The following is a 22,406-nucleotide window of genomic DNA, read 5'->3' on the forward strand; positions in this document are numbered from 1 at the left end:
GGCAGATTGGCAATGGACGCCGCCCGGCGCCTATGGCAAGTCACGCCCCTTGCCCGCATTCCACCACGGGCGCACAGGAACTTGGTTATGGCTTTTACCCAACGGGTCTTTTCGGGCGTCCAGCCGACGGGCAATCTGCACCTCGGCAACTATCTCGGCGCGATCGTGAATTTCGTCAAACTGCAGGAGACGCATAACTGCATCTACTGCGTGGTTGATATGCATGCCGTCACCGTACCGATCTCCGTCTGGGGCGGCCCGGATGAACTGCGTCGCAACACCCGCGAAGTGACTGCGGCCTTTATCGCCTCGGGCATCGATCCGAAGAAGCAAATCATCTTCAACCAGAGCCAGGTCTCCGGCCACGCCGAACTGGCCTGGATCTTCAACTGCGTCGCCCGCCTCGGCTGGTTGAATCGCATGACCCAGTTCAAGGAGAAGGCCGGCAAGGACCGCGAAAACGCGTCCGTGGGTCTCTACGACTATCCGGTGCTGATGGCCGCGGACATCCTGCTGTATCGCGCCACGCATGTGCCGGTCGGCGAGGACCAGAAGCAGCATCTCGAACTGTGCCGCGACATCTCGCAGAAGTTCAACAACGATTTCTCCGAGTCCATTGCCGCACAGGGCCACGAGGGCCCCTACTTCCCGATGCCGGAGCCTGTCATCACCGGCCCGGCGACGCGGGTGATGAGCCTGCGCGACGGTACCAAGAAGATGTCGAAGTCGGACGCGTCGGATAATTCGCGCATCAACCTCACCGACGATGCGGACACCATCGCGCAGAAGATCCGCAAGGCGAAGACCGATCCGGAACCGTTGCCATCGGAAGAGAAGGGCCTGGAGCCGCGTCCGGAAGCCGACAATCTCGTCGGCATCTACGCTGCACTGTCCAACCGGTCGAAGGCTGACATTCTCACAGAATTCGGCGGCGCGCAGTTTTCGGGCTTCAAATCGAGCCTCGTCGATCTCGCTGTCGAAAAACTGTCACCTATCGCCGGCGAGATGAAGCGGCTGACGACATCCGATCTGACCTATGTCGATCAGGTTCTGGCCGATGGCGGTGAACGCGCCGGCGTTATTGCCGCCGAAACCATCAAGTCCGTGAAGGACATCATCGGCTTCATCCACAAGCGGTAATTTCGCTTTCATATTCCTTGTCTCTGCCACAATCGACGCGACGCAAGTGCTCCTTGCGTCGCGGCTTGTCGAACGCGGTTGCGCCGTGGCAGCATGCCGCGATTGCCAAGCCGCTCACATTCTGGCGCCTCAGACGCGCCACAGCATCGGGACATGCATGAGCACCCAACGACGAAGCTACGAGAGCGGCCACAAGCCGAAATGCCTTGTTGTCGTCGATGACAGCGAGGAGTGGGACCGCGCTGTGTACTATGCGAGCCGCTGGGCCGTCCGTGTCGGTGGCGGCGTGGTGATGCTGCGCATCATCGACACCGAAGACCGTAACCAGCAATGGCTGGGCGTAGCCGACGTCATGAAAGCGGAAGCCGAAGAAGGCGCCAATGCCGCACTGGACCGCGCGGCGGGCCGTGCCAACGGCATCGCCGCGATCACGCCGGAGCGGGTGATCCGCGAAGGCGACCCCACCGAGCAGATTCTCGACGTGATCGACAAGGACGTCGACATCGCCATGCTGGTGCTGGCCGCATCCGCCGGTGCGGAGGGCCCCGGTCCGATCGTCACCATGATGGCCAAGCTGGTCGGCTCGTTCCCGGTGCCGGTGACGATCGTATCCGGCGCCATGACCGACCTGGATATCGACGCGTTGTCCTAGGGCCACAATGTCGAATCTGATGGTGAGGAGGCGCCGCTTGGCGCCGTCTCGAACCACGATTGCGGGGCACATCCTTCGAGACGCGACCAGGAGGCCGCTCCTCTCGCCTGAACGCAACTGCGTTCAGGCTGGATGAGGTCTGAGCCAGGAATGAGACTTCAGCCCTATTCCATCCCTTGACCGTGCGTTTTCCGTCGCCATCTGCTAGGGAACACCCACGCGCCGGCCTTGAACCGGCGACGCAGGAGAGACCGATGTTCATCCAGACCGAAGCTACCCCCAATCCCGCCACCCTGAAGTTCATTCCCGGCCGCGACGTGCTGGACAGCGGCACCATGGAATTTACCTCTCCGGAGGCCGCCACGCGCTCGCCGCTGGCCGAAAAGCTGTTCGCCGTGAAGGGCGTCACCAGCGTGTTCTACGGCTCCGATTTCGTCACCGTGACCAAGGACGACAGCGACTGGCAGCACCTCAAGCCGGCAATCCTCGGCGCCATCATGGAGCACTACATGTCCGGTGCGCCATTAATGGCCGACGGCAGCGTGAAGGGCGACGTGATCTCCGACGACAAAGCCGAATTCTTCAATGAGGCCGATGCCGAGACCGTCGATACCATCAAGGACCTAATCGAGACCCGCGTGCGCCCAGCCGTGGCCAATGACGGCGGCGACATCACCTTCCGCGGCTTCAAGGACGGCATCGTCTATCTCAACATGAAGGGTTCGTGCGCGGGCTGCCCGTCATCGACGGCAACCCTGCAGCACGGCATCCAGAACCTGCTGAAGCACTTCGTGCCGGAAGTGGTCGAAGTCCGTCCGATGTAAGGGTTGTCCCACAGGAACGAGCGCAATCAATCGTTAGAACTCGTCATGGCCGGGCTTGTCCCGGCCATCTACGTTTTTACTGCAGTCAAGACGTAGCTGCCCGCACACCTCGCGGAGCCGCGCCTCGCGCGTTGGTCGGTATGATGCGTTTTATAACTACGAATGAACTACACTCAGCGGTCGCGCCGCTGGTCTCCGCCTCGCAAGCCGTGGTAACGTCTCCTTTATGCTGATCCTTGCCATTGATACCGCCCTCGACGCCTGCGCCGCAGGCATCCTCGATACCCGCACCAGCAAGCTCATCGCGCATGAGTCCATTCCGATGAAGCGCGGTCATGCCGAGGCGCTGATGCCGTTGCTCGGGCGCGTCATGGCGGGCTCTGGCATCGCCTTCGCCGACCTCGACCGCATTGCCGTCACCACTGGCCCTGGCAGCTTCACCGGCCTGCGCGTCGGCCTGTCGGCGGCGCGCGGTATTGGCCTGGCTGCGAGCAAGCCGGTGGTCGGCATCACCACGCTGACGGCCTATGCAGCGCCTGTCGTCAGTGAGAACATGGACGCACCGGTCATTGCCGCCATCGACGCCCGGCATGACCATGTCTATTTCCAGGTCGTCAGTGGTAACGGCACCTCGCTGGTGCGGCCGGGCGTCATTCCCATCGAGGAGGCCCTTGAGGCCGCGCAGTTCGGCGCACCGCATCTGGTCGGCAATGCCGCAGAGATCCTGGCGGCGCGCTGGCCGTCCGATGCGCCGGCGCCGCTGCGCGTCGATATGCAACCTGCTCCCGAAATCTCATGGGTGGCATGGCTCGGTGCGGCTGTGAATCCGGAGACCGCACTGGCGCGTCCCTATTATCTGCGCGCGCCCGACGCCAAGCCGCAAAGCAGCCTGATGCAGCAGGCCGCACTAGCCGCATCATGATGCCGACCTGGTGGTCGCGCCTGTTCGGACGCGGTGATGCTGTGGTCGAGCCCGCGACGTTGCGCGACGCGCGACAACTCGCGCAGTTGCATGCCGCGTCCTTCCATCGCGGCTGGGGTGCCGGGGAGTTCGAACAGATGCTGCGCGAACAAAACACCCTCGTGCATCGGCTGAAACTGCGCGGCCACTTCATCGGTTTCGCCGTCTCGCGAATCGCAGCCGACGAGGCCGAGATTCTGTCCATCGCCGTATCGCCCGCTTATCGCGGCCGCGGCCTGTCACGCGATCTGTTCCTCACCCATCTCGGCCATCTGGCCGGTCGCGGCGTCCGTACGGTTTTCCTCGAAGTTGAGGAAAACAATCAACCGGCGCGGCGACTCTATGACAGAACCGGCTTCGCAGTCGCGGGGCGCCGGGAACGCTACTACAAGGAAGCGGATGGAGTGGAATTGAATGCGCTGGTGATGCGGCGCGACTTGTCCTGACGCCTGCGGAGTGGCAAAAGAAGCCACGATGGGACCCGGATCATGACTGCACTGAAATCATCTGCGATGAAGTCTGCTGGTATCGAGGCGCGCTGCGCCGCGACCGGCATGCGCATGACGGAACAGCGCCGCGTGATTGCGCGCGTTCTGGCGGAAGCCGACGATCATCCCGATGTCGAAGAACTGTATCGCCGCTGCGTTGCGGTGGATGACAAGATCTCGATCTCGACGGTATATCGCACAGTGAAACTGTTCGAAGACGCCGGCATCATCGAGCGTCACGATTTTCGCGAAGGTCGCGCGCGTTACGAGACGATGCGCGACAGCCATCACGACCATCTGATCAACTTGCGTGACGGCACCGTCATCGAATTCACGTCTGAAGAAATCGAGAAATTGCAGGCTGAAGTCGCAGCGAAGCTCGGTTACAAGCTGGTCGACCACCGGCTGGAGCTGTACTGCGTGCCGCTCGATGAGGACAACAAGTCCTGAACGCCTGCCGCCGCTCCCTCCCCGGCATTGCGGGGAGCGACGCGACAATCCAGTTCTTTGTTTCAGCAAGGAAAGTCCGGATTGCTTTGTCGCAAGTGCTCCTCGCAATGACGGAAGAGTTTTCGGTAAACTATGAGTTTCGATCTCGTCATCTTTGATTGTGACGGTGTGCTCGTCGACAGCGAGTCCCTCGCCTGCGTCGTCCACGCGGATGTGCTGACGCAATTCGGTTATCCCATCACCGCCGCTCAGGTGCATGAGCGTTTCCTCGGCCGGTCCGCACGCGAAGCCCGCCGGGAAGTCGAGACCGAGCTCGGCCGCGTTCTGCCCGATGACTATACCACGACGCTGAAAGCCACGATCGACGAAGTGTTTGGCGCGAAGCTGCAGCCGATTCCGCATATCGCCGAGACGCTCGCGATATTGTCACACCCGATTTGCGTGGCATCCTCGGGCACGCCGACGCGCATTCGCAGCAGCCTCACAACCACCGGGCTGCTCGACCGTTTCGATCCGCATCTGTTTTCAGCCCTGCAGGTCGAGCGCGGCAAGCCGCAGCCCGATCTCTTCCTGTTTGCTGCCGCGCAGATGAATGTCGTGCCGGAGCGCTGCGTGGTGATCGAGGACAGCATTCCCGGCGTTACGGCGGGCATCGCCGCCGGCATGACCGTGTTCGGCTATCACGGCGGCGGCCACTGCAGCCCGGCCACCGCAGCAGCCCTGACGGCCGCTGGCGCCCATCTCGTCTTCGACGATATGCGGCAGCTCCCGGGCCTGGTGACCTTGGGCGCACGGGCTGGCGAACCAGTCAGCCTGACCTAAGCCATTGCAAGCACTTATATTTTGCAGAAACGCTGGATTTTCCGGGCGTTAGTCTATAATTGAGCGCTGCGCAGCAAGCGCATTTTCCAGCCCATTCAGGTTCCCAAACCTTGTAGGTTCCATGACCGCGCCGCGTAAGCTGCATATCAAATCCTACGGCTGCCAGATGAACGTCTACGATGCCCAGCGCATGGTGGACACGCTGGCGCCGGAAGGCTTCGTCGAGACGGCCAGCGCCGACGACGCGGATCTGGTGATTCTCAACACTTGCCACATCCGCGAGAAGGCCTCCGAGAAGGTCTATTCGGAGCTCGGCAAGCTGCGCGTCGCCAAGGCCGATGCCGCGCAGGCCGGACGCACGATGAACGTGGTCGTCGCCGGCTGCGTTGCGCAGGCCGAGGGGAACGAGATCATTCGCCGCGCGCCGGTGGTTGATGTCGTGGTCGGGCCGCAGAGCTATCACAACCTGCCCGCGCTGCTGAAACAAGCGAAAGCCGGCGGCCGTGCGCTGGACACTGAATTTCCCGTCGAGGACAAGTTCAGCTTCCTGCCGCCGCCGAAGCCGGCAGCGATTCGCGCCCGTGGCATTTCCTCCTTCGTCACCGTGCAGGAAGGCTGCGACAAGTTCTGCACCTTCTGCGTGGTGCCCTACACCCGCGGCTCCGAGGTCTCGCGCCCGGTGGCGAAAATCATCGACGACGTGCAGCGGCTTGCCGACAACGGCGTGCGCGAGATCACGCTGATCGGCCAGAACGTCAACGGCTATCATGGCGAGGGTCCCGACGGCCGCCCGTGGGCGCTGGGCACGCTGCTCTATCGCCTCGCCGAGATTTCCGGCATCGACCGGCTGCGCTATTCGACCAGCCATCCCCGCGACGTCGAGGATACGCTGATAGCAGCGCATCGCGATTTGCCGGAGCTGATGCCCTTCGTGCATCTCCCCGTGCAGTCGGGCTCGGACCGCATTCTGGCGGCCATGAACCGGAAACATACAGCCGAAGATTATCGCCGCGTCATCGACCGTTTTCGCGACGCGCGGCAAGACATTGCTTTTACTTCCGATTTCATCGTGGGCTTCCCGGGCGAGACCGAGGAAGATTTTGCGGCCACGCTCGCGCTCGTCACACAAATCGGATACGCTGGCGCATATTCGTTCAAGTATTCGCCGCGTCCGGGAACGCCGGCCGCGGATTTGCAGGAGACGGTGTCACAGGCTGACATGGACGAGCGATTGGTGAGGCTTCAGAACCTGATCGACAGCCAGCAATCGGCCTTCAACGCGGCCACGATTGGACGCACTGTGGATGTGCTGTTCGAACGCAAGGCGCGCAATCCCGGCCAGATCGTCGGCCGCACCGCTTACCTGCAGCCGGCCCATGTGATGGCCTCTGACGACATCATCGGCCAGGTGCTTCCGGTCACGATTGAAAGCCTCGAGCGCTACAGCCTGCTCGGCTCGCTTGCGAGCGATCCGCTCGCATCACCTCCAGTTGCTCATTCTCCAGTACCACCAGTGTTGCAGCCAGTCCGTTCTCACACCGTCACAGGAGCTTGAATTCTTGGCCAAAAGCGCATCGGATTCGTCTACGCTCGCTGTTCGTAAACTCGATACTCCACCGCAGGCCGAGACGCAGGTCGTCATCGACTTTGATGACAACCGGGCGGCCTCCTCGCTGGTCGGCCCCTACGGGCAGAACCTCGCGATCATCGAACGCCGACTGAATGTCGTCGTCGACTCCCGTGGCAACCACATCACCCTCACCGGTACCCGCGACGCCTGCGATGCAGCCCGGCGTGTGCTCGAAACACTCTATGCGCAGGCCGTGCAGGGCCAGGATCTTGCCCCCGGCGATGTCGAGGGCACGATCCGCGCTACGCTGGCACAGGGCACGCTGTTCCCGTTCGACCCCAAGGGCTCGAAGACAGCCGCCTCGAATTTCGACACCATCAATCTGCGCAAGCGTCCGGTGCGTGCCCGCACCGCGACGCAGGACGCCTATATTCGCGCGCTGAGAAGCAACGAGTTGGTTTTCGGCATCGGGCCCGCCGGCACCGGCAAGACCTGGCTCGCGGTCGCGCAGGCCGCGATGCTGTTCGAACGCAAGGAAGTCGATCGCATCATCCTGTCGCGCCCCGCAGTGGAAGCCGGCGAACGTCTCGGCTTTCTACCCGGCGACATGCGCGAGAAGGTGGATCCCTATCTGCGCCCGATCTACGACGCGCTGTATGACCTGATGGACGGGCGCATTGTCGAGCGCGCGTTGCAGACCGGCGAAATCGAAATCGCACCGCTCGCCTTCATGCGCGGCCGCACGCTGACCAATGCCGCGATCATCCTCGACGAAGCGCAGAACACCACATCGATGCAGATGAAGATGTTTCTGACGCGCCTCGGCGAAAACAGCCGCATGATCATCACCGGCGATCCCTCGCAGGTCGATTTGCCCAACGGCCAGACCTCGGGTCTTGCCGAAGCCGCGCGTCTGCTCGACGGCGTGCAGGGCATCTCGCAGGTGAAATTCACCGGCGAAGACGTGGTCCGCCACGAACTCGTGGCTCGCATCGTTGCTGCTTACGAAGGAACGCCGCAGAAGGCGGCTGCCACCAAGACCTGATGACACACTCATACGCTGACGACGGAGCCGGGATCGGGTCCGTTCGCGAAAGAAGTTCGATACCGATGCCGACCTATTCATCTCCCGCGACAGAGGTTCTTGTTGTCGCCGATTGCTGGTCCGCGGAGGCCGATGCCGACGCCGTGATTCACCGCGCCATCGAAGCCGCCGCCGCCATGGTCGATACCGATACGGCCGACGCTGAACTCGCCATCATGCTCACCGACGACGCCGGCATTCGCACGCTGAACCAGAACTGGCGCGGCATCGACAAACCGACCAATGTCCTGTCATTCCCGGCGCTGCAACCACCGGAAGGCGCGGACGAGCCTGACGACATGCCGCGCATGCTCGGCGACATTGCGATCGCCTACGAGACCACGCGGCGCGAGGCTGACGAGGAAGACAAGACTTTCGCCAACCATCTCAGCCATCTCGCCATTCACGGTTTCCTGCATCTGGTCGGCTACGACCATGAGAAGGACGATGAAGCCGAAGAGATGGAAGCGCTGGAACGCGAGATCCTGGCGACGCTGGGAATCCCGGACCCCTATGCAGATCAGGATCGGGTGACCTGAGATGCCGGACGGCGACACTAGAAGCGATCATTCCAAGACCTCAAGCAACCTGCCTGCGGTGGTTCACGACGGCGAGGTCATGCGCCCGACGTCGGAGACCTGGCTGACCCGCGCGATCCGCTCGCTGTTCGGCTGGAAGCCAGGCTCCGTGCGCGCCGACCTGCAAGTCGTGCTCGACGCCTCCGCGCCGGACGAGACCGGCTTCTCCGCCATCGAGCGCACGATGTTGCGCAACATTCTCGGCCTCAACGAGCGCCGCATCGCCGATGTCATGATACATCGTGCCGATATCGTCGCGGTGAAGCAGGACATCTCGCTCGGCGAACTCATGGGCCTGTTCGAGAGCGCAGCCCATTCGCGCCTCGTCGTCTTCAACGAAACCCTCGACGATCCCGTCGGCATCGTCCACATCCGCGACCTGCTGGCCTACATGACCGCACGTGCACGCATCGAGGTGCCATCCAAGGCCAAGCGCAAGAAGGTGCTACCCGCAGGCCTCGACCTTCGCTCTGTCGATCTTGCGCAAACCGTCGTCGAGACCGGCATCATCCGCAAGCTGCTTTACGTGCCCCCATCGATGCGCGCTATCGATCTGCTCGCGCAGATGCAGGCGGCACGCATCCATCTCGCACTCGTCGTCGATGAATATGGCGGCACCGACGGCCTCGTTTCCATCGAGGACATTGTCGAGCAGATCGTCGGCGAGATCGATGACGAACATGACAGCGACGAACCACCGTCCATCGTCAGGCAGGGCGATAGCTTCATCGCCGATGCACGCGCCAGCCTTGATGACGTGCGCGCCATGATCGGCGAGGAATTCGAGACCGGCGAGGACGGCGAGGAAGTCGAGACACTCGGCGGCTATCTCGTCACCCATGTCGGCCGCCTGCCGGTCCGTGGCGAAGTGATCTCCGGCCCCGGCAATTTCGAGATCGAAGTGCTCGATGCCGATCCGCGCCGCGTCAAACGACTGCGCGTCGGCCCCCGCAAGGAGCGGCCTGCGCCGCGCGCCCGCGAACCGCGACGCCGCGACGCACCGCCGGAGCCCGGCGCGGCCCCGTCCAATGACAATCTGAATACGCCTCCGTCAGGCGACAGCGCGGGTACACGGTGACATCACGCAGCCTGCGCTCTGTCGCACTCAGCATCATTCTCGCATGGGGTTGGAAGCGCGCAGGTATCGCCCTGCTGGCGGGCGCTGTGTCGTCGCTGGCAATGGCGCCGTTCAACGCGTGGCCGGTACTGTTTCTCACCTTCCCCGTCGTGGTCTGGCTGATCGACGGCGCTGCGGCCGGCAAGATGCGGGGCATTCCCGCCGCCGCCATGGCGGGCTGGTGGTTCGGCTTCGGCTATTTCGTGCCGGGTCTGTACTGGATCGGCTACGCCTTCCTCGTCGACGCACAGACCTTTGCTTGGTTGCTGCCTGCCGCGATCGGCGGCCTCCCGGCCTATCTCGCGCTGTTTACCGCGATCGGTTTCGCGCTGGCCCGTCTGCTCTGGACCAAGGATGCCAGCCGCATCTTTGCGCTCGCCGCCAGCCTGACGATTGGCGAATGGCTGCGCGGCCATGTGCTGACGGGCTTTCCCTGGAATGCCTTCGGCTACGCACTCACCGAACCGCTCGCGCTGGCGCAGAGCGCATCGCTGATTGGCCTGTGGGGACTAACATTTGTCACCGTGGCGATCTTTGCATCGCCTGCGGTGCTGATCGACGCACGCGCGCGCACGCAGCGGCCGTGGCTGGCGCCAGCGCTTGCACTGGTGCTGCTCGTCGTGATGGGAGCCTATGGCATGGCCCGGCTGTCGCGCACGCCGACACAGCTCGTCGCCAATGTGAAGCTGCGCATCATGCAGCCGAACCTGTCGCAGGACACGCGCTTCAACTATTCCGCCAAGGCGGATGTCATGAGCAGATATCTTGCGCTGTCGGACCGCGCGACCGGTCCGCAGAATTCAGGCGTCGGCGCAGCCAATATCCTGATCTGGCCGGAATCGGCATTCCCGTTCTTCCTGTCCCGCGAACCCGATGCGATGGCGCAGATTGCCAACCTGCTGCCGAAGGGCACCGTGCTGGTCACCGGCGCCGTGCGCCCGCCCGATGCGCCGCTCGGCGTGCGCATCACGCAGGCCTATAATTCGATCTATGTGATCGACCACGACGGCAGCATTCTCTCGACCTACGACAAACTTCATCTGGTGCCGTTCGGCGAGTATCTGCCGTTCCAGAGCTTCATGGAGAAGATCGGCTTCCAGCAATTGACCAAAGTCCATGGTGGCTTCATTCCCGGCACCCGTCGCAAGCCGATGGACATTCCCGGCGCGCCACGCATGCTGCCGCTGATCTGCTACGAGGCGGTTTTCCCGGACGACATCACCACGCGTAACGATCGGCCGGGCTGGATCGTCAATCTCACGAATGATGGCTGGTTCGGGATTTCCACAGGCCCCTATCAGCACCTGCAGCAAAGCCGCGTCCGCGCCATCGAGGAAGGCCTGCCGCTGGTTCGCGCTGCGAATACCGGAATTTCCGTCGTGGTCGACCCTGTCGGCCGGCTGATCGCGCGGCTCGATCTCGGTGTCGAAGGCGTACTGGATTCGGGGTTGCCAGCGGCCATTTCGCCGACGGTCTACTCGAAAATCGGCGATGTTCCGGCCGCGATGTTTGTCGCGCTGGCGATCATTTTCGCCGTTCGGCGGCGTACGCCACTAGCTTGATGCTTGAAGCATTTGATATAGTTTGCGAGCTAGCTTTCGCCGCCTACCGAACAACCCTCCCGATGTGATTGCTTTTTAAGCTAGCTTTGTAACCTTTATTTCTCAAATACTGAGAATTTGAGCGTCGTGGCTTAAATTTTCCGCTTAGGAAAATTTGTGCGGTTGTTATAATCCCCAGGATACCTTTGGTTACAACCGAAGCCGCCCTAAATGACGGATTGCCACGCATGATCCGTCTCCCTTGATGTGATCCAGGAGTAATTGAGATGTCGACGAAAGCGCCCAATCCTGTTGACAAATATGTCGGCAGCCGTGTGCGCATGCGGCGCATTATGCTCGGCATGAGTCAGGAAAAACTGGGCGAAGCCCTCGGTCTGACGTTTCAACAAGTCCAGAAATACGAGAAGGGCACCAACCGCGTTGGCGCCAGCCGGTTGCAGCAGATTTCGGAAATCCTGCAGGTCCCCGTCTCGTTCCTGTTCGAAGGCGGCCCCGGCGCGATCCACAACGGCGAAGGCTTCGCCGAAGCGTCGTCGCCCGCCTACGTCTCCGACTTCCTCGCCACCTCCGAAGGCCTCGCTCTGACCCGCGCGTTCACGCGCATCACCGATGCCAAGCTCCGCCGCAGCATTGTCGACCTGGTCGAGCAGATCGCTTCGCGCGAAGCCCCCGATCAGCGCTAGAATCACGGTATTTCAACGGAAAATCGTCGTCGCGCCTGATGGCGCCAATGGCGTTTCGGCTGTATCACTCGCGCGCGATGACCACAGCCAATTCCAGCACCAATGATCACGACGCCCCCGCTGACGCGGGTGCGTCCACGCCTGCCGAGAGCGGCCACTACACCGGCTCGTTCTTCGGGCGCCGCAAGGGCCACAAGCTGCGCGACCATCAGGCCGACCTGATGGCGACGCTGTTGCCGGCACTCACGGTCGACATCGCCCATCCAGCGCCTGACGATATCCGCACATTGTTCAGTACTGATGTCGAGACCGTACGTCTGGAGATCGGCTTCGGCGGCGGCGAGCATCTGGTCGCTGAAGCGCTGGCGCATCCGCATATCGGCTTCATCGGCTGCGAGCCCTATATCAACGGCATGGCGAAGATTCTGACGCAGATCGAAGCGCAGAACATCGGCAATATTCGCCTCGTCGCCGGCGATGCTGCTGAACTTCTCACATGGGCGCCGGCGCAATCGCTGTCACGCATCGACCTGATCCATCCGGATCCGTGGCCGAAGAAGCGTCACTGGAAGCGCCGCTTCGTGCAGGATGCGACACTGGCTGCGATGGCGCGCGTGCTGAAACCGTCAGGCGAATTTCGTTTTGTGCATGACATTCCGGATTACGTCGCGTGGACGCTTTGGCATGTGTCACGGTCGCCGGATTTCATCTGGACCGCAGAGCGCGCCGACGACTGGCGTTTGCCATGGCCGAACTACACCATGACGCGCTATGGCCGCAAAGCCACGCGCGAGGGCCGCATCGCGGCGTATTTGATTTTTCGAAAAAGCTAGAAGCCGCAGGAAGGGCGCGCCGCACTTTGCCCATCCTACGAGGAGCGCTCCATCCGGCTACGGACGACGACTCACAGCATGTTCGGAAGCACACGATCCGGCGGCTTGTGATTGTCGAGGAAAGCGCGGATGTTGATGATGACCTTTTCGCCCATCTCGACACGGCCTTCGATGGTCGCCGAGCCCATATGCGGCAACAATACCACCTTGCCCGCGCGCGCGAGCCGCACCAGCTTCGGACTCACTGCGGGCTCATGTTCGAACACGTCGAGCGCGGCACCGGCGATGTCGCCCGACTCGATCAGCTTGATCATCGTCTCTTCGTCGATCACCTCGCCGCGCGCGGTATTGACGATATAGGCGTCCTTGCGGATCAGCTTGAGCCGGCGTGCTGACAACAGGTGGAACGTTGCCGGCGTATGCGGGCAGTTCACCGAGATGATGTCCATGCGCGCCAGCATCTGGTCGAGCGAATCCCAATAGGTTGCGCCGAGTTCTTCGGCGATCTTCGGCGCCACGGGTTTGCGGTTGTGATAGTGGATCTGCAGCCCGAAGGCGCGGGCGCGGCGCGCCACGGCCTGGCCGATCCGGCCCATGCCGATGATGCCGAGCCGCTTGCCGCCGAGCCGCTTGCCCAGCATCCAGGTCGGCGACCAGCCTTGCCAGTCCTTGCCCTCGGTGAGAATCGAGGCGCCCTCGATGAGCCGGCGCGGCACCGCGAGGATCATCGACATGGTCATGTCGGCGGTGTCCTCGGTGAGCACCTTCGGCGTGTTGGTGACGGTGATGCCGCGGGCGTGGGCGGCGACGACGTCGATATTGTCGACGCCATTGCCGAAATTGGCGATCAGCTTGAGCTTGCAGTCGGGATGCTCAAGCAGTTCCTTGGTGATTTCGTCGGTGACGGTGGGCACCAGCACATCGGCGGTACGGGTCGCTTCGGCCAGTTGCTCCGGCGTCAGCGGTATGTCGTCGAGATTGATGCGCGCGTCGAACAATTCGCGCATGCGGGTCTCGACGGAATCCGGCAGCTTGCGCGTGACGATGACGAGAGGCTTTTTCTTGACCGACATGTCCTGCTCACTCGCGCTTTGGCTAATCCGTTCAGTCCGCATTAACCCGGTTGTTCGAAACTGCCGCAGCCGCGAATTCACCGTTTCCTCGGGTTCCCCGACACCCTTTTAGGTGCCTTGGCCTTGGGTCCTCTCTAGCAGAAGACCAAGCCAAAACAAGAACCCAACGGGCGCGTGCGGCGCGGCGACAGTTGCGTTCCTTGGAATGGGTTGAGGTGGGGTTGATGGCGTTCCGGCGGTTTGCGTATGCGGTGTTGACGGCGGTCACCCTGATCGTTGCGGCCATTGATCCGGTTCTGGCCGCCAAGGACACGCCGCTGGGCGCCAGCGGGCTGCCGGTGCCGCGCTACGTCAGCCTCAAGTCGGATCACGTCAATGTCCGCGCCGGCCCCACCAAGGACAACGATGTCGCCTGGGTCTATACCCGCTCCGGCCTGCCGGTGGAGATCACCGCCGAATACGAGAACTGGCGCCGTGTGCGCGATTCCGAGGGCGCCGAGGGCTGGGTCTATCATTCGCTGCTGTCCGGCCGCCGTACCGCGGTCGTAACCATGAAATCCAAGGACGAGCTCGCCTCAATTTATGACAATCCTGATGCCACCAGCGCCGTCGCAGCGCGGCTGCAGGCCGGCGTGGTGGCGCAGGTGAAGCGCTGCAACAATGGCTGGTGCCGGGTGATTGGCAACGGCTTCGACGGCTGGATCGAACAGCAGCGGCTATGGGGCGTCTATGCCGACGAGAAGGTGAACTGAGCGCATCCCGCATCAAGAACCTGGCCTGCGCCGGCGCAGTGATGGCCGTTGCAGCGCTGTCATGGTCCGGCCCGGCTGACGCGCAATCCGCCGCTGAAATCTGCCTGACGGTGGATCAACGGCTGTCTGGTGATGCGACCCTTCCGCGCACCGCGGCTGCGCTGAAAGCCAATGGCCCGCTCAAGATCGTCGCCATAGGCTCGTCCTCGACGCTCGGCCTGTGGCAGTCCGATCCCGCCATGACCTATCCCGGCAGACTGCTGAGCGAGCTTAAGCGCCTGAAACCAGACCTGCGGCTGGATGTCGTCAATAGCGGGCGGAACGCCGACACGATTCCCGGCAATATCGCGCGATTTGACCGCGATGTGCTGGCGCATCGCCCGGATCTGGTGATCTGGCAGATCGGCACCAATGACGTGACCTGGCTGCAAAGCGCGGACGCCCTGACCGGCAGGATCGCCGAAGGTATCCGGCTGCTTAAGGCTGATGGCGCCGACGTGATCCTGATGGATCAGCAATACGCGCCGGTCATTCTCGCATCGCAATATTCCAAGATGCAGAGAAGCATAGCTGACGCCGCCCGGCAGGAACGCGTGCCGCTGTTCTCACGCTTCGAGCTGATGCGCCGTGCAATGGATGCAGGGCTCTCCATGGGCGCGCTGACCGCCTGGGACGGACTGCACAATTCCGCAGCCGGCTACGAATGCACCGGCCGCGCCCTCGCCCGCGCTATCGTGACAACGGCTGCAGCTGGCGCACAAACGCCGCCGAAAACGGTCCGGCGGCGCAAATAACTTCAAAATTTTGGATGAGGCCGTTAGCGCTTCTTGCGCAGACGAACGACCATATCGATGCGGCTGATCTCGAAGCCCTCGGGGACTTCCGGCATCTTGGTCAGCACGAGGTTCTGGTCCGGAATATCGACCAGCTCGTGGTTGTTCTCGAGATAGTAGTGGTGATGCGAGGTCACGTTGGTATCGAAATAGGTCTTGGTACCATCGACGCTGACCTGACGGAGCAGGCCGGAATCCGTGAGCTGATTGAGCGTATTGTAGACGGTTGCCAGCGACACCGGCACCTTGGCGAGGGTTGCTTCCTCGTAAAGCATTTCCGCGGTGAGATGACGCGCGCCCTTGCCGAACAGCAGCCAACCCAGCGCCATGCGCTGACGGGTGGGACGCAGGCCGACCGACTGCAGCATCTCGTTGACGTCATGCCACGGGCAACCAGTCAAAGCCGGCTGACGGCCATGATTGATTTCCGCAACCGCAGCTGCGTCATCCATAACTGAAATGCTGTCGCTCATATCCACGTCAGTAATCCTGCCGTTTACACTCAAAAAGAACACTGAATTAGCTTCTATTATAGAAAGTCGAGGCCTCAGATGCAAGGTTTTCGCAACTAGGAGCCATGCATCAGAAGGGATGCTTCCGCAGTGCATCGCAACATGGTCAATAACCCGCCAAAAGCGGGCGATCCTCCGCTTTGCCACCTCATAAGCCTATGATAGAGAGCGCCCAACCGGGCAAGTTCCCGCGACATTTGGAACAATTCTATATGTGGCGACTCCATTCCAAGGTTGCCACGACCGTCAATGGACCCAGAAAGCCGGCATGATCCAGGAACAACGCAACAGCTACGCATATGAAGACCTGCTGGCCTGCGGCCGCGGCGAGCTGTTCGGGCCCGGCAACGCCCAATTACCGCTGCCGCCGATGTTGATGTTCGATCGTATCACCGAGATCACGGCCGATGGCGGCGAATTCGGAAAAGGTCTTGTGCGCGCCGAACTCGACGTCACATCGGATCTCTGGTTCTTCGCCTGCCACTTCAAGAACGACCCGGTGATGCCAGGTTGCCTTGGTCTCGACGCCATGTGGCAAATGGTCGGATTCTTTCTGGGCTGGTCCGGCGGCATCGGCCCCGGCCGCGCGCTCGGCCTCGGCGACCTGAAGTTTTCCGGCCAGGTTCTCCCGAACATCAAGAAGGTCGTGTACACCATCGATATCAAGCGCGTGATGCGTTCAAAATTGTGGTTGGGGATTGCCGATGGCTCGCTTTCGGCCGATGGCGAGATTATCTATCGCGCCAAGGACCTGAAGGTCGGCCTGTTCAAGCAGGAAGCACCTGCCGCATTGCAGCCGGGAACGTAATCTACCGGGTGCTATTCAACGGCGGTCTCCGAGGGGGCGACCGTCAGTTCCACAACAACGTAGTTCAAAGGGCGAGGCGATCATGAGGCGGGTTGTCGTCACGGGGATGGGCATTGTCTCATCTATCGGAAACAACACTCAGGAAGTGCTTGCGAGCCTCCATGAGGCAAAGTCGGGCATCACGCGCGCCGACAAATACGCAGAGCTCGGTTTCCGTTCGCAGGTGCAAGGCGCACCGACCATCAATCCGGCCGATGTGATCGACCGCCGCGCGATGCGCTTTCTCGGCGAAGGCGCCGCATGGAATCACATCGCCATGGAGCAGGCGATCCAGGACTCCGGCCTCGAAGAGTCGGACATCTCGAACGAGCGCACCGGCATCATCATGGGCTCGGGCGGACCTTCCGCGCGCACCATCGTCGAAGCCGCCGACATCACCCGCACCAAGGGTCCGAAGCGCGTTGGTCCGTTCGCGGTGCCGAAGGCGATGTCCTCGACCGCATCCGCGACGCTCGCCACCTGGTTCAAGATCAAGGGCGTGAACTATTCGATCTCCTCGGCCTGCGCGACTTCGAACCATTGCATCGGCAATGGCTATGAGATGATCCAGTGGGGCAAGCAGGACGTCGTCTTCGCCGGCGGATGCGAAGAACTCGACTGGTCGCTCTCGGTGCTGTTCGACGCCATGGGCGCAATGTCGTCGAAGTACAACGCCACGCCGGCCACCGCGTCGCGTCCCTACGATGTCAGCCGCGACGGCTTCGTCATCGCCGGCGGTGCCGGCGTTGTCGTGCTGGAAGAGTATGAGCACGCGAAAGCGCGCGGCGCGAAGATCTACGGCGAAATCATCGGCTACGGCGCAACGTCCGATGGTTATGACATGGTGGCTCCGTCAGGCGAAGGCGCCGAGCGTTGCATGAAGATGGCGCTGGCAACCACCGGCGGCATCAAGATCGACTACATCAATCCGCACGCGACCTCGACGCCTGCCGGCGACCCGCCGGAAATGCAGGCGATCCGCAACGTGTTCGGCACCGGCGAGAAGTGCCCGCCGATCTCGGCGACCAAGGCGCTGACCGGCCATTCGCTCGGCGCCACCGGCGTGCAGGAAGCGATCTACTCGCTGCTGATGATGCAGAACGGCTTCATCTGCGAGAGCGCCAACATCACCGAACTCGATCCGGTGTTCGCCGACATGCCGATCGTGCGCAAGCGCATCGACAATGTGAAGGTCGGCACCGTGCTGTCGAACTCGTTCGGCTTCGGCGGGACGAACGCGACGCTGGTCTTCAAGCGGATGGACGCCTGAACTGCGATCTGTAAACGGAGCGGCCATGATTATCGAACCGCGCGTGCGAGGCTTCATCTGCACCACGGCACATCCGGCCGGCTGCGCCGCGAATGTCCGCGAGCAGATCGCCTATGTGACGCAACAGGGCACGATCGCAAATTGCCCCAAACGCGTCGCCGTGCTGGGCTGCTCGACCGGCTACGGTCTGGCGAGCCGCATCGTCGCGACCTTCGCTGGCGGCGCCGAGACCATCGGCGTGTCGTTTGAGCGCCCTCCGACGGAAAAGCGAACCAGCACCGCTGGTTGGTATAACAATCGCGCGTTCGAGATCGAAGCGAGGAAGATCGGGCGCTCACCTGTCACACTGGAGGGCGACGCATTCTCGGACGCGATGAAGACTGACTTCATCAACAGCGTGCGCGAGACGTTCGGGCAGATCGATTTGCTGGTCTACAGCATGGCCGCTCCGACACGGACAGATCCCGACACGGGAGAAATCTATCGCTCGGCGATCAAGCCGCTCGGCGCGCCGGTCGATATCAAGACACTCAATACGGAAACCGGCGAGGTCTACGAGACGACCATCACACCGGCCAGCGAAGAAGAAGCAGCCGCGACCGTCGCGGTGATGGGCGGCGACGACTGGATGCGCTGGATCGATCAACTCTCCGATGCCGGCGTTCTGGCACCCGGCTTCCAGACGCTGAACTACACCTATATCGGCAGCGAACTGACATGGCCGATCTACTGGAACGGGACGCTGGGGCGGGCGAAGGTCGATCTCGACCGAAAAGCCGAAGAGCTTCGGGCTCGGCTCGGCAAGGATGCCGCGCGCGTCGTGGCCCTGAAGGCCGTCGTGACCCAGGCCAGCTCGGCCATCCCGGTGGTGCCGCTCTACGGAACGGTGCTCTTCAAGGTGATGGAGCAACTTGGACACCACGAAGGTTGCATCGAACAGATCGACCGCTTGTTCCGCACGCGTCTCGGCCCGAACGTCGATCTCGACGAGGCGCAGCGCATCCGTCTCGACGATTGGGAGCTGTCGCCTGAGGTGCAGGCGGAAGTTCTGCGGCGATGGCCGCTGCTGACAACTGAAACGCTGGGCGAACTGGCCGACCTGCCGGGCTTCAGGAGCCAGTTTCTGCGCCTGTTCGGATTCGGCATCGACGGCATCGACTACGCACAGGATGTCGATCCTCGCGTCGTCCTGGCTTAAAACACGACGACAGCAAATCGGTGCCGCACCCCAACTCCGCCGTCATCCTGAGGTGCGAACCACTTGGTGACCTCGAAGGATGACGGGAGTGCGTGGCGGCATATCGCTTAAATTTTCTCGCCCGACGCATATTCCTGCGCGCGTTGGAATGCCGGGCGCGCACTGCAGCGATCGAGGTAACGATCGAAAGCCGGGCGCGACGGCACCATCTTGAAGGTGCGTACCGCAAAATTCAGTCCGGAGCCGATGGCGATATCGGCTGCGGAAAACTTCTCGCCGAGAATCCAGGGGCCGGTTTCCAGCGCCGCTTCGAGCACATCGAAAACGCGTTGTGCGTCGCCCCAGCCGGCGGCCACCGAACTCAATTCCATCTTGGTTGCGATCTGCGCGATTGCCGGTTCGATACAGCTCGGCGCGAAGAACAGCCAATAGAGATATTTTGCACGATGCGGGTCACCGACCGGCGGCGCCAGCCTGGCTTCCGGGTAGCGCTCGGCCACGTAAGTGCAGATCGCGGCAGCTTCCGCCATGGTCGCTTCGCCGTCTTGCAGCGCCGGTACTTTCCCCATCGGATTGACCGTCAGGAATTCGAGCGTGCGCTGCGCACCGGTAGTGATGTCGGTCAGCACACGCTCGTAGCTGACGCCTGTCTCTTCCATCAGCCACAATGCGGTAAATGAGCGCGAACGTGGCGACCAGTAGAGCTTCATCATCGCAAATTCTCCCTAGGCAGAATTATTTCCCTTTTGTGCGCAGATTCGGACGAGGGTGCAAGGGCTGCGCTGACGGTCGTGTCGCGCATTCGACCACGTTCCCTGAAAAGAAAAAGCCCCCGCGACGATGTCGCGAGGGCTTCGACTTTACGGTCAGGTATCTATCACACCAGATCGAAGCGATCGGCGTTCATGACCTTGGTCCAGGCCGCCACGAAATCCTTGGCGAATTTCTGCTTGGCGTCGGCGCTTGCATAGACTTCCGCAAGGGCACGAAGCTGCGAGTGCGAACCAAAGACCAGATCGACGCGCGTGCCGGTCCACTTGATTTCGCCGCTCTTGCGATCGCGTCCCTCATACACATCGTTGGAGCCGTCGACCGCCTTCCACTCCGTGCCCATGTCGAGCAGGTTGACGAAGAAGTCATTGGTCAGCGTCTCCGGCGTCTTGGTGAAGACACCACGCATGGACTGCCCGGAATTCGCACCGAGTACGCGCAGGCCGCCGACGAGAACCGTCATTTCCGGAGCGGTCAGCGTCAGCAATTGCGCGCGATCCACCAGGGATACTTCGGCCGGCACCGCCGACGTGCCCTTGAGGTAGTTACGGAACCCGTCCGCGACCGGCTCCATGACTTCGAACGATTCGACGTCGGTTTGTGCCTGCGAGGCGTCGCCGCGTCCCGGAGAGAACGGGACGGTCACATCAAGGCCAGCATCCTTCGCGGCTTTCTCGACCGCCGCGCTGCCGCCGAGGACGATCAGGTCGGCAAGCGAAACCTGCTTGTCACCGGATTGCGCTGCGTTGAACTCCTTCCGGATTCCATCGAGCACCTGCAACACCTTGGCCAGTTGAGCCGGCTGGTTGACCTCCCAGTCCTTCTGGGGGGCCAGACGGATGCGCGCGCCATTGGCACCGCCACGCTTGTCGCCGCCACGGAAGGTGGAGGCTGAAGCCCAGGCCGTGCTGACCAATTCCGACACGGTCAGACCGGAGGCCAGGAGCTTGGCCTTGAGCGCAGAGACGTCGGCATCATCGACCAACGGATAATCGACCGCGGGGATCGGATCCTGCCAGATCAACTCTTCCTTGGGCACTTCCGGACCGAGATAACGCGCGCGCGGACCCATGTCGCGATGGGTCAGCTTGAACCAGGCGCGGGCAAAAGCTTCAGCGAAGGCCTGCGGATTCTCCAGGAAGCGGCGTGAGATTTTCTCATAGGCCGGGTCCAGACGCAGGGACAGATCCGTCGTCAGCATCGTCGGCTTGCGCTTCTTCGACGGATCATGCGCGTCGGGGATCACTTCCTCGGCGTCCTTGGCTTCCCACTGGATCGCACCGCCGGGGCTGCGGGTCTGCACCCATTCGTACTTGAACAGGTTCTCGAAGAAGAAATTGCTCCACTGCGCCGGCGTCTGCGTCCAGGTGACTTCGATGCCGCTGCCGATGGCGTCTGCACCGGATCCAGTGCCGTAGTTGCTTGCCCAGCCCAGGCCCTGTGCTTCCAGGCCGGCAGCTTCAGGCTCCGGACCCTTGTGAGACTCAGGCGCAGCGCCATGGGTCTTGCCGAAGGTATGACCGCCGGCGATCAGCGCCACGGTTTCCTCGTCGTTCATCGCCATGCGCTTGAAGGTCTCGCGGATGAAGGCGGCGGCAGACACCGGGTCGCCATTGGCACCGGGGCCTTCCGGATTGACGTAGATCAGACCCATTTCCGTGGCGCTGAGTGGAGCTTCGAACTTGTCGAGCGGTCGGTGAGTGAGCCACTTGGATTCGGGACCCCAGTTCACGTCCTGATCAGGCTCCCAGACGTCGGCACGACCACCCGCGAAGCCGAAGGTGCGGAAACCCATGGTCTCCAGCGCGACATTGCCGGTCAGGATCAGCAGGTCGGCCCAGGAGATCTTGTTGCCGTATTTCTGTTTGATCGGCCACAGGAGGCGGCGCGACTTGTCGATGTTGACGTTGTCCGGCCAGGAATTGAGCGGAGCGAAACGCTGCTGACCGCGACCGCCGCCGCCGCGGCCGTCGCTCAGGCGGTAGGTGCCGGCGGCGTGCCACGACATGCGGATGAATTGCGGACCGTAATTGCCGAAATCGGCGGGCCACCAGTCCTGCGAATCGGTCATCAGCTTACGCAGGTCGTTCTTGAGTGCCTCGTAGTCGAGCTTCTTGAATTCCTCGGGGTAGTCAAACGCATCGCCCATCGGATCGGACAGCGACGAGTGTTGGTGGAGAATCGACAGGTCCAGCTTGTTCGGCCACCAGTCACGGTTAGTCCTGACAGCGGGGGCGTGCGCAACCGGGCACTTGCCGGCGCCATTCTCATTCGTCGTGTCCATCAGTCTCTCCTTCTGGCCGTTTGGAACATGAGCCATCCCGGGCACCGGCACGCCGGATTGCCACCAAAGGACCGCTCAAACTTTCCAAAAGCTGTTTAATTT

At 62.1% G+C, this 22,406-nt stretch carries 23 protein-coding genes; 19 read left to right on the top strand and 4 right to left on the bottom strand.

Annotation, left to right across the window (positions count from 1 at the left end):
* The first annotated feature begins 87 nt into the window (after positions 1-87).
* The 14 genes from trpS (at position 88) to ACEK02_RS03460 (ending at position 12,764) form a co-directional block, all read left to right on the top strand.
* Positions 88-1,140, top strand: coding sequence for a tryptophan--tRNA ligase (trpS, locus tag ACEK02_RS03395; protein WP_371420388.1), 1,053 nt, complete (start codon positions 88-90; stop codon positions 1,138-1,140).
* 157 nt (positions 1,141-1,297) lie between these two features.
* The gene (locus ACEK02_RS03400) at positions 1,298-1,792 is read left to right on the top strand and encodes a universal stress protein (RefSeq protein WP_371420389.1); all 495 of its coding nucleotides are present in this window, start codon (positions 1,298-1,300) and stop codon (positions 1,790-1,792) included.
* Between the two features lie 254 nt (positions 1,793-2,046).
* Positions 2,047-2,616 (top strand): NifU family protein, encoded by a 570-nt coding sequence (locus ACEK02_RS03405; protein WP_371420390.1) that lies wholly within the window; start codon positions 2,047-2,049, stop codon positions 2,614-2,616.
* A gap of 226 nt (positions 2,617-2,842) precedes the next feature.
* On the top strand, positions 2,843-3,538 hold the full coding sequence (gene tsaB, locus ACEK02_RS03410) for a tRNA (adenosine(37)-N6)-threonylcarbamoyltransferase complex dimerization subunit type 1 TsaB (protein ID WP_371420391.1): 696 nt from the start codon (positions 2,843-2,845) through the stop codon (positions 3,536-3,538).
* Entirely contained in the window at positions 3,538-4,023 is a 486-nt protein-coding gene (gene rimI / locus ACEK02_RS03415) for a ribosomal protein S18-alanine N-acetyltransferase (protein WP_371420420.1), read from the top strand. The genes tsaB and rimI overlap by 1 nt, the downstream gene beginning before the upstream one ends.
* A 42-nt stretch (positions 4,024-4,065) precedes the next feature.
* Positions 4,066-4,515 carry a Fur family transcriptional regulator gene (locus ACEK02_RS03420; RefSeq protein WP_371420392.1) on the top strand — a complete coding sequence of 150 codons (450 nt, stop codon included), beginning with the start codon at positions 4,066-4,068 and terminating at the stop codon, positions 4,513-4,515.
* Positions 4,516-4,647: 132 nt separating this feature from the next.
* On the top strand, positions 4,648-5,337 hold the full coding sequence (locus tag ACEK02_RS03425; RefSeq protein WP_371420393.1) for an HAD family hydrolase: 690 nt from the start codon (positions 4,648-4,650) through the stop codon (positions 5,335-5,337).
* Between the two features lie 121 nt (positions 5,338-5,458).
* The gene (gene miaB / locus ACEK02_RS03430) at positions 5,459-6,892 is read left to right on the top strand and encodes a tRNA (N6-isopentenyl adenosine(37)-C2)-methylthiotransferase MiaB (protein WP_371420394.1); all 1,434 of its coding nucleotides are present in this window, start codon (positions 5,459-5,461) and stop codon (positions 6,890-6,892) included.
* A 4-nt stretch (positions 6,893-6,896) separates the two neighbouring features.
* Positions 6,897-7,952, top strand: coding sequence for a PhoH family protein (locus ACEK02_RS03435; protein WP_371420395.1), 1,056 nt, complete (start codon positions 6,897-6,899; stop codon positions 7,950-7,952).
* A 65-nt stretch (positions 7,953-8,017) separates the two neighbouring features.
* Entirely contained in the window at positions 8,018-8,530 is a 513-nt protein-coding gene (ybeY, locus tag ACEK02_RS03440; protein ID WP_371420396.1) for an rRNA maturation RNase YbeY, read from the top strand.
* Between the two features lies 1 nt (position 8,531).
* Entirely contained in the window at positions 8,532-9,647 is a 1,116-nt protein-coding gene (locus ACEK02_RS03445) for a hemolysin family protein (protein ID WP_371420397.1), read from the top strand.
* The gene (gene lnt, locus ACEK02_RS03450; protein WP_371420398.1) at positions 9,644-11,248 is read left to right on the top strand and encodes an apolipoprotein N-acyltransferase; all 1,605 of its coding nucleotides are present in this window, start codon (positions 9,644-9,646) and stop codon (positions 11,246-11,248) included. Before ACEK02_RS03445 ends, lnt begins: the two co-directional genes overlap by 4 nt.
* A gap of 266 nt (positions 11,249-11,514) precedes the next feature.
* Positions 11,515-11,931: a helix-turn-helix domain-containing protein gene (locus ACEK02_RS03455; protein ID WP_068730045.1), complete on the top strand. Its 417-nt coding sequence runs from the start codon at positions 11,515-11,517 to the stop codon at positions 11,929-11,931.
* 77 nt (positions 11,932-12,008) lie between these two features.
* The gene (locus ACEK02_RS03460) at positions 12,009-12,764 is read left to right on the top strand and encodes a tRNA (guanine(46)-N(7))-methyltransferase TrmB (protein WP_371420421.1); all 756 of its coding nucleotides are present in this window, start codon (positions 12,009-12,011) and stop codon (positions 12,762-12,764) included.
* Between the two features lie 71 nt (positions 12,765-12,835).
* Here ACEK02_RS03460 and ACEK02_RS03465 read toward each other — a convergent pair whose 3' ends face one another.
* Positions 12,836-13,837 carry a 2-hydroxyacid dehydrogenase gene (locus ACEK02_RS03465; protein WP_371420399.1) on the bottom strand — a complete coding sequence of 334 codons (1,002 nt, stop codon included), beginning with the start codon at positions 13,835-13,837 and terminating at the stop codon, positions 12,836-12,838.
* A gap of 224 nt (positions 13,838-14,061) precedes the next feature.
* Here ACEK02_RS03465 and ACEK02_RS03470 point away from each other — a divergent pair, with 224 nt between their 5' ends.
* Together ACEK02_RS03470 and ACEK02_RS03475 are read left to right on the top strand one after the other, a co-directional pair.
* Positions 14,062-14,589: an SH3 domain-containing protein gene (locus tag ACEK02_RS03470; RefSeq protein ID WP_371420400.1), complete on the top strand. Its 528-nt coding sequence runs from the start codon at positions 14,062-14,064 to the stop codon at positions 14,587-14,589.
* Positions 14,590-14,630: 41 nt separating this feature from the next.
* On the top strand, positions 14,631-15,383 hold the full coding sequence (locus tag ACEK02_RS03475) for an SGNH/GDSL hydrolase family protein (protein WP_371420401.1): 753 nt from the start codon (positions 14,631-14,633) through the stop codon (positions 15,381-15,383).
* A gap of 23 nt (positions 15,384-15,406) precedes the next feature.
* On the opposite strand, the gene irrA is transcribed toward ACEK02_RS03475, so the two are convergent.
* Positions 15,407-15,874, bottom strand: coding sequence for an iron response transcriptional regulator IrrA (gene irrA, locus ACEK02_RS03480; protein WP_371420422.1), 468 nt, complete (start codon positions 15,872-15,874; stop codon positions 15,407-15,409).
* 328 nt (positions 15,875-16,202) lie between these two features.
* On the opposite strand from irrA, the gene fabA reads away from it, so the two are divergent.
* The 3 genes from fabA to fabV all read left to right on the top strand — a co-directional run bounded on the left by fabA (position 16,203) and on the right by fabV (position 19,249).
* On the top strand, positions 16,203-16,742 hold the full coding sequence (gene fabA, locus ACEK02_RS03485; RefSeq protein WP_371420402.1) for a bifunctional 3-hydroxydecanoyl-ACP dehydratase/trans-2-decenoyl-ACP isomerase: 540 nt from the start codon (positions 16,203-16,205) through the stop codon (positions 16,740-16,742).
* A gap of 82 nt (positions 16,743-16,824) precedes the next feature.
* Entirely contained in the window at positions 16,825-18,051 is a 1,227-nt protein-coding gene (fabB, locus tag ACEK02_RS03490) for a beta-ketoacyl-ACP synthase I (protein WP_371420403.1), read from the top strand.
* 25 nt (positions 18,052-18,076) lie between these two features.
* Positions 18,077-19,249 (top strand): enoyl-ACP reductase FabV, encoded by a 1,173-nt coding sequence (gene fabV, locus ACEK02_RS03495; RefSeq protein WP_371420404.1) that lies wholly within the window; start codon positions 18,077-18,079, stop codon positions 19,247-19,249.
* Between the two features lie 107 nt (positions 19,250-19,356).
* Here the strand turns inward: fabV and ACEK02_RS03500 are convergent, their stop codons facing one another.
* Positions 19,357-19,962, bottom strand: a complete 606-nt coding sequence (locus ACEK02_RS03500; protein ID WP_371420405.1) for a glutathione S-transferase family protein — start codon at positions 19,960-19,962, stop codon at positions 19,357-19,359.
* Positions 19,963-20,126: 164 nt separating this feature from the next.
* A complete protein-coding gene (gene katG / locus ACEK02_RS03505) occupies positions 20,127-22,304 on the bottom strand; it encodes a catalase/peroxidase HPI (protein WP_371420406.1) in 2,178 nt (725 codons plus the stop codon).
* Positions 22,305-22,406: the final 102 nt, after the last annotated feature.

This window comes from Tardiphaga sp. (assembly GCF_041424195.1).
Classification (GTDB): Bacteria; Pseudomonadota; Alphaproteobacteria; order Rhizobiales; family Xanthobacteraceae; genus Tardiphaga.

Bases quoted from the DNA above. Each gene is read 5' to 3' on its own strand.
- ACEK02_RS03420 (WP_371420392.1), top strand. From the start codon at position 4,066: ATGACTGCACTGAAATCATCTGCGATGAAGTCTGCTGGTATCGAGGCG.
- ACEK02_RS03455 (WP_068730045.1), top strand. From the start codon at position 11,515: ATGTCGACGAAAGCGCCCAATCCTGTTGACAAATATGTCGGCAGCCGT.
- ybeY (WP_371420396.1), top strand. From the start codon at position 8,018: ATGCCGACCTATTCATCTCCCGCGACAGAGGTTCTTGTTGTCGCCGAT.
- fabV (WP_371420404.1), top strand. From the start codon at position 18,077: ATGATTATCGAACCGCGCGTGCGAGGCTTCATCTGCACCACGGCACAT.
- ACEK02_RS03500 (WP_371420405.1), bottom strand. From the start codon at position 19,962: ATGATGAAGCTCTACTGGTCGCCACGTTCGCGCTCATTTACCGCATTG.
- fabA (WP_371420402.1), top strand. From the start codon at position 16,203: ATGATCCAGGAACAACGCAACAGCTACGCATATGAAGACCTGCTGGCC.
- tsaB (WP_371420391.1), top strand. From the start codon at position 2,843: ATGCTGATCCTTGCCATTGATACCGCCCTCGACGCCTGCGCCGCAGGC.
- ACEK02_RS03475 (WP_371420401.1), top strand. From the start codon at position 14,631: ATGGCCGTTGCAGCGCTGTCATGGTCCGGCCCGGCTGACGCGCAATCC.
- ACEK02_RS03445 (WP_371420397.1), top strand. From the start codon at position 8,532: ATGCCGGACGGCGACACTAGAAGCGATCATTCCAAGACCTCAAGCAAC.
- fabB (WP_371420403.1), top strand. From the start codon at position 16,825: ATGAGGCGGGTTGTCGTCACGGGGATGGGCATTGTCTCATCTATCGGA.
- ACEK02_RS03400 (WP_371420389.1), top strand. From the start codon at position 1,298: ATGAGCACCCAACGACGAAGCTACGAGAGCGGCCACAAGCCGAAATGC.
- ACEK02_RS03470 (WP_371420400.1), top strand. From the start codon at position 14,062: ATGGCGTTCCGGCGGTTTGCGTATGCGGTGTTGACGGCGGTCACCCTG.
- ACEK02_RS03460 (WP_371420421.1), top strand. From the start codon at position 12,009: ATGACCACAGCCAATTCCAGCACCAATGATCACGACGCCCCCGCTGAC.
- rimI (WP_371420420.1), top strand. From the start codon at position 3,538: ATGCCGACCTGGTGGTCGCGCCTGTTCGGACGCGGTGATGCTGTGGTC.
- irrA (WP_371420422.1), bottom strand. From the start codon at position 15,874: ATGGATGACGCAGCTGCGGTTGCGGAAATCAATCATGGCCGTCAGCCG.
- miaB (WP_371420394.1), top strand. From the start codon at position 5,459: ATGACCGCGCCGCGTAAGCTGCATATCAAATCCTACGGCTGCCAGATG.
- trpS (WP_371420388.1), top strand. From the start codon at position 88: ATGGCTTTTACCCAACGGGTCTTTTCGGGCGTCCAGCCGACGGGCAAT.
- ACEK02_RS03405 (WP_371420390.1), top strand. From the start codon at position 2,047: ATGTTCATCCAGACCGAAGCTACCCCCAATCCCGCCACCCTGAAGTTC.
- ACEK02_RS03465 (WP_371420399.1), bottom strand. From the start codon at position 13,837: ATGTCGGTCAAGAAAAAGCCTCTCGTCATCGTCACGCGCAAGCTGCCG.
- katG (WP_371420406.1), bottom strand. From the start codon at position 22,304: ATGGACACGACGAATGAGAATGGCGCCGGCAAGTGCCCGGTTGCGCAC.
- ACEK02_RS03425 (WP_371420393.1), top strand. From the start codon at position 4,648: ATGAGTTTCGATCTCGTCATCTTTGATTGTGACGGTGTGCTCGTCGAC.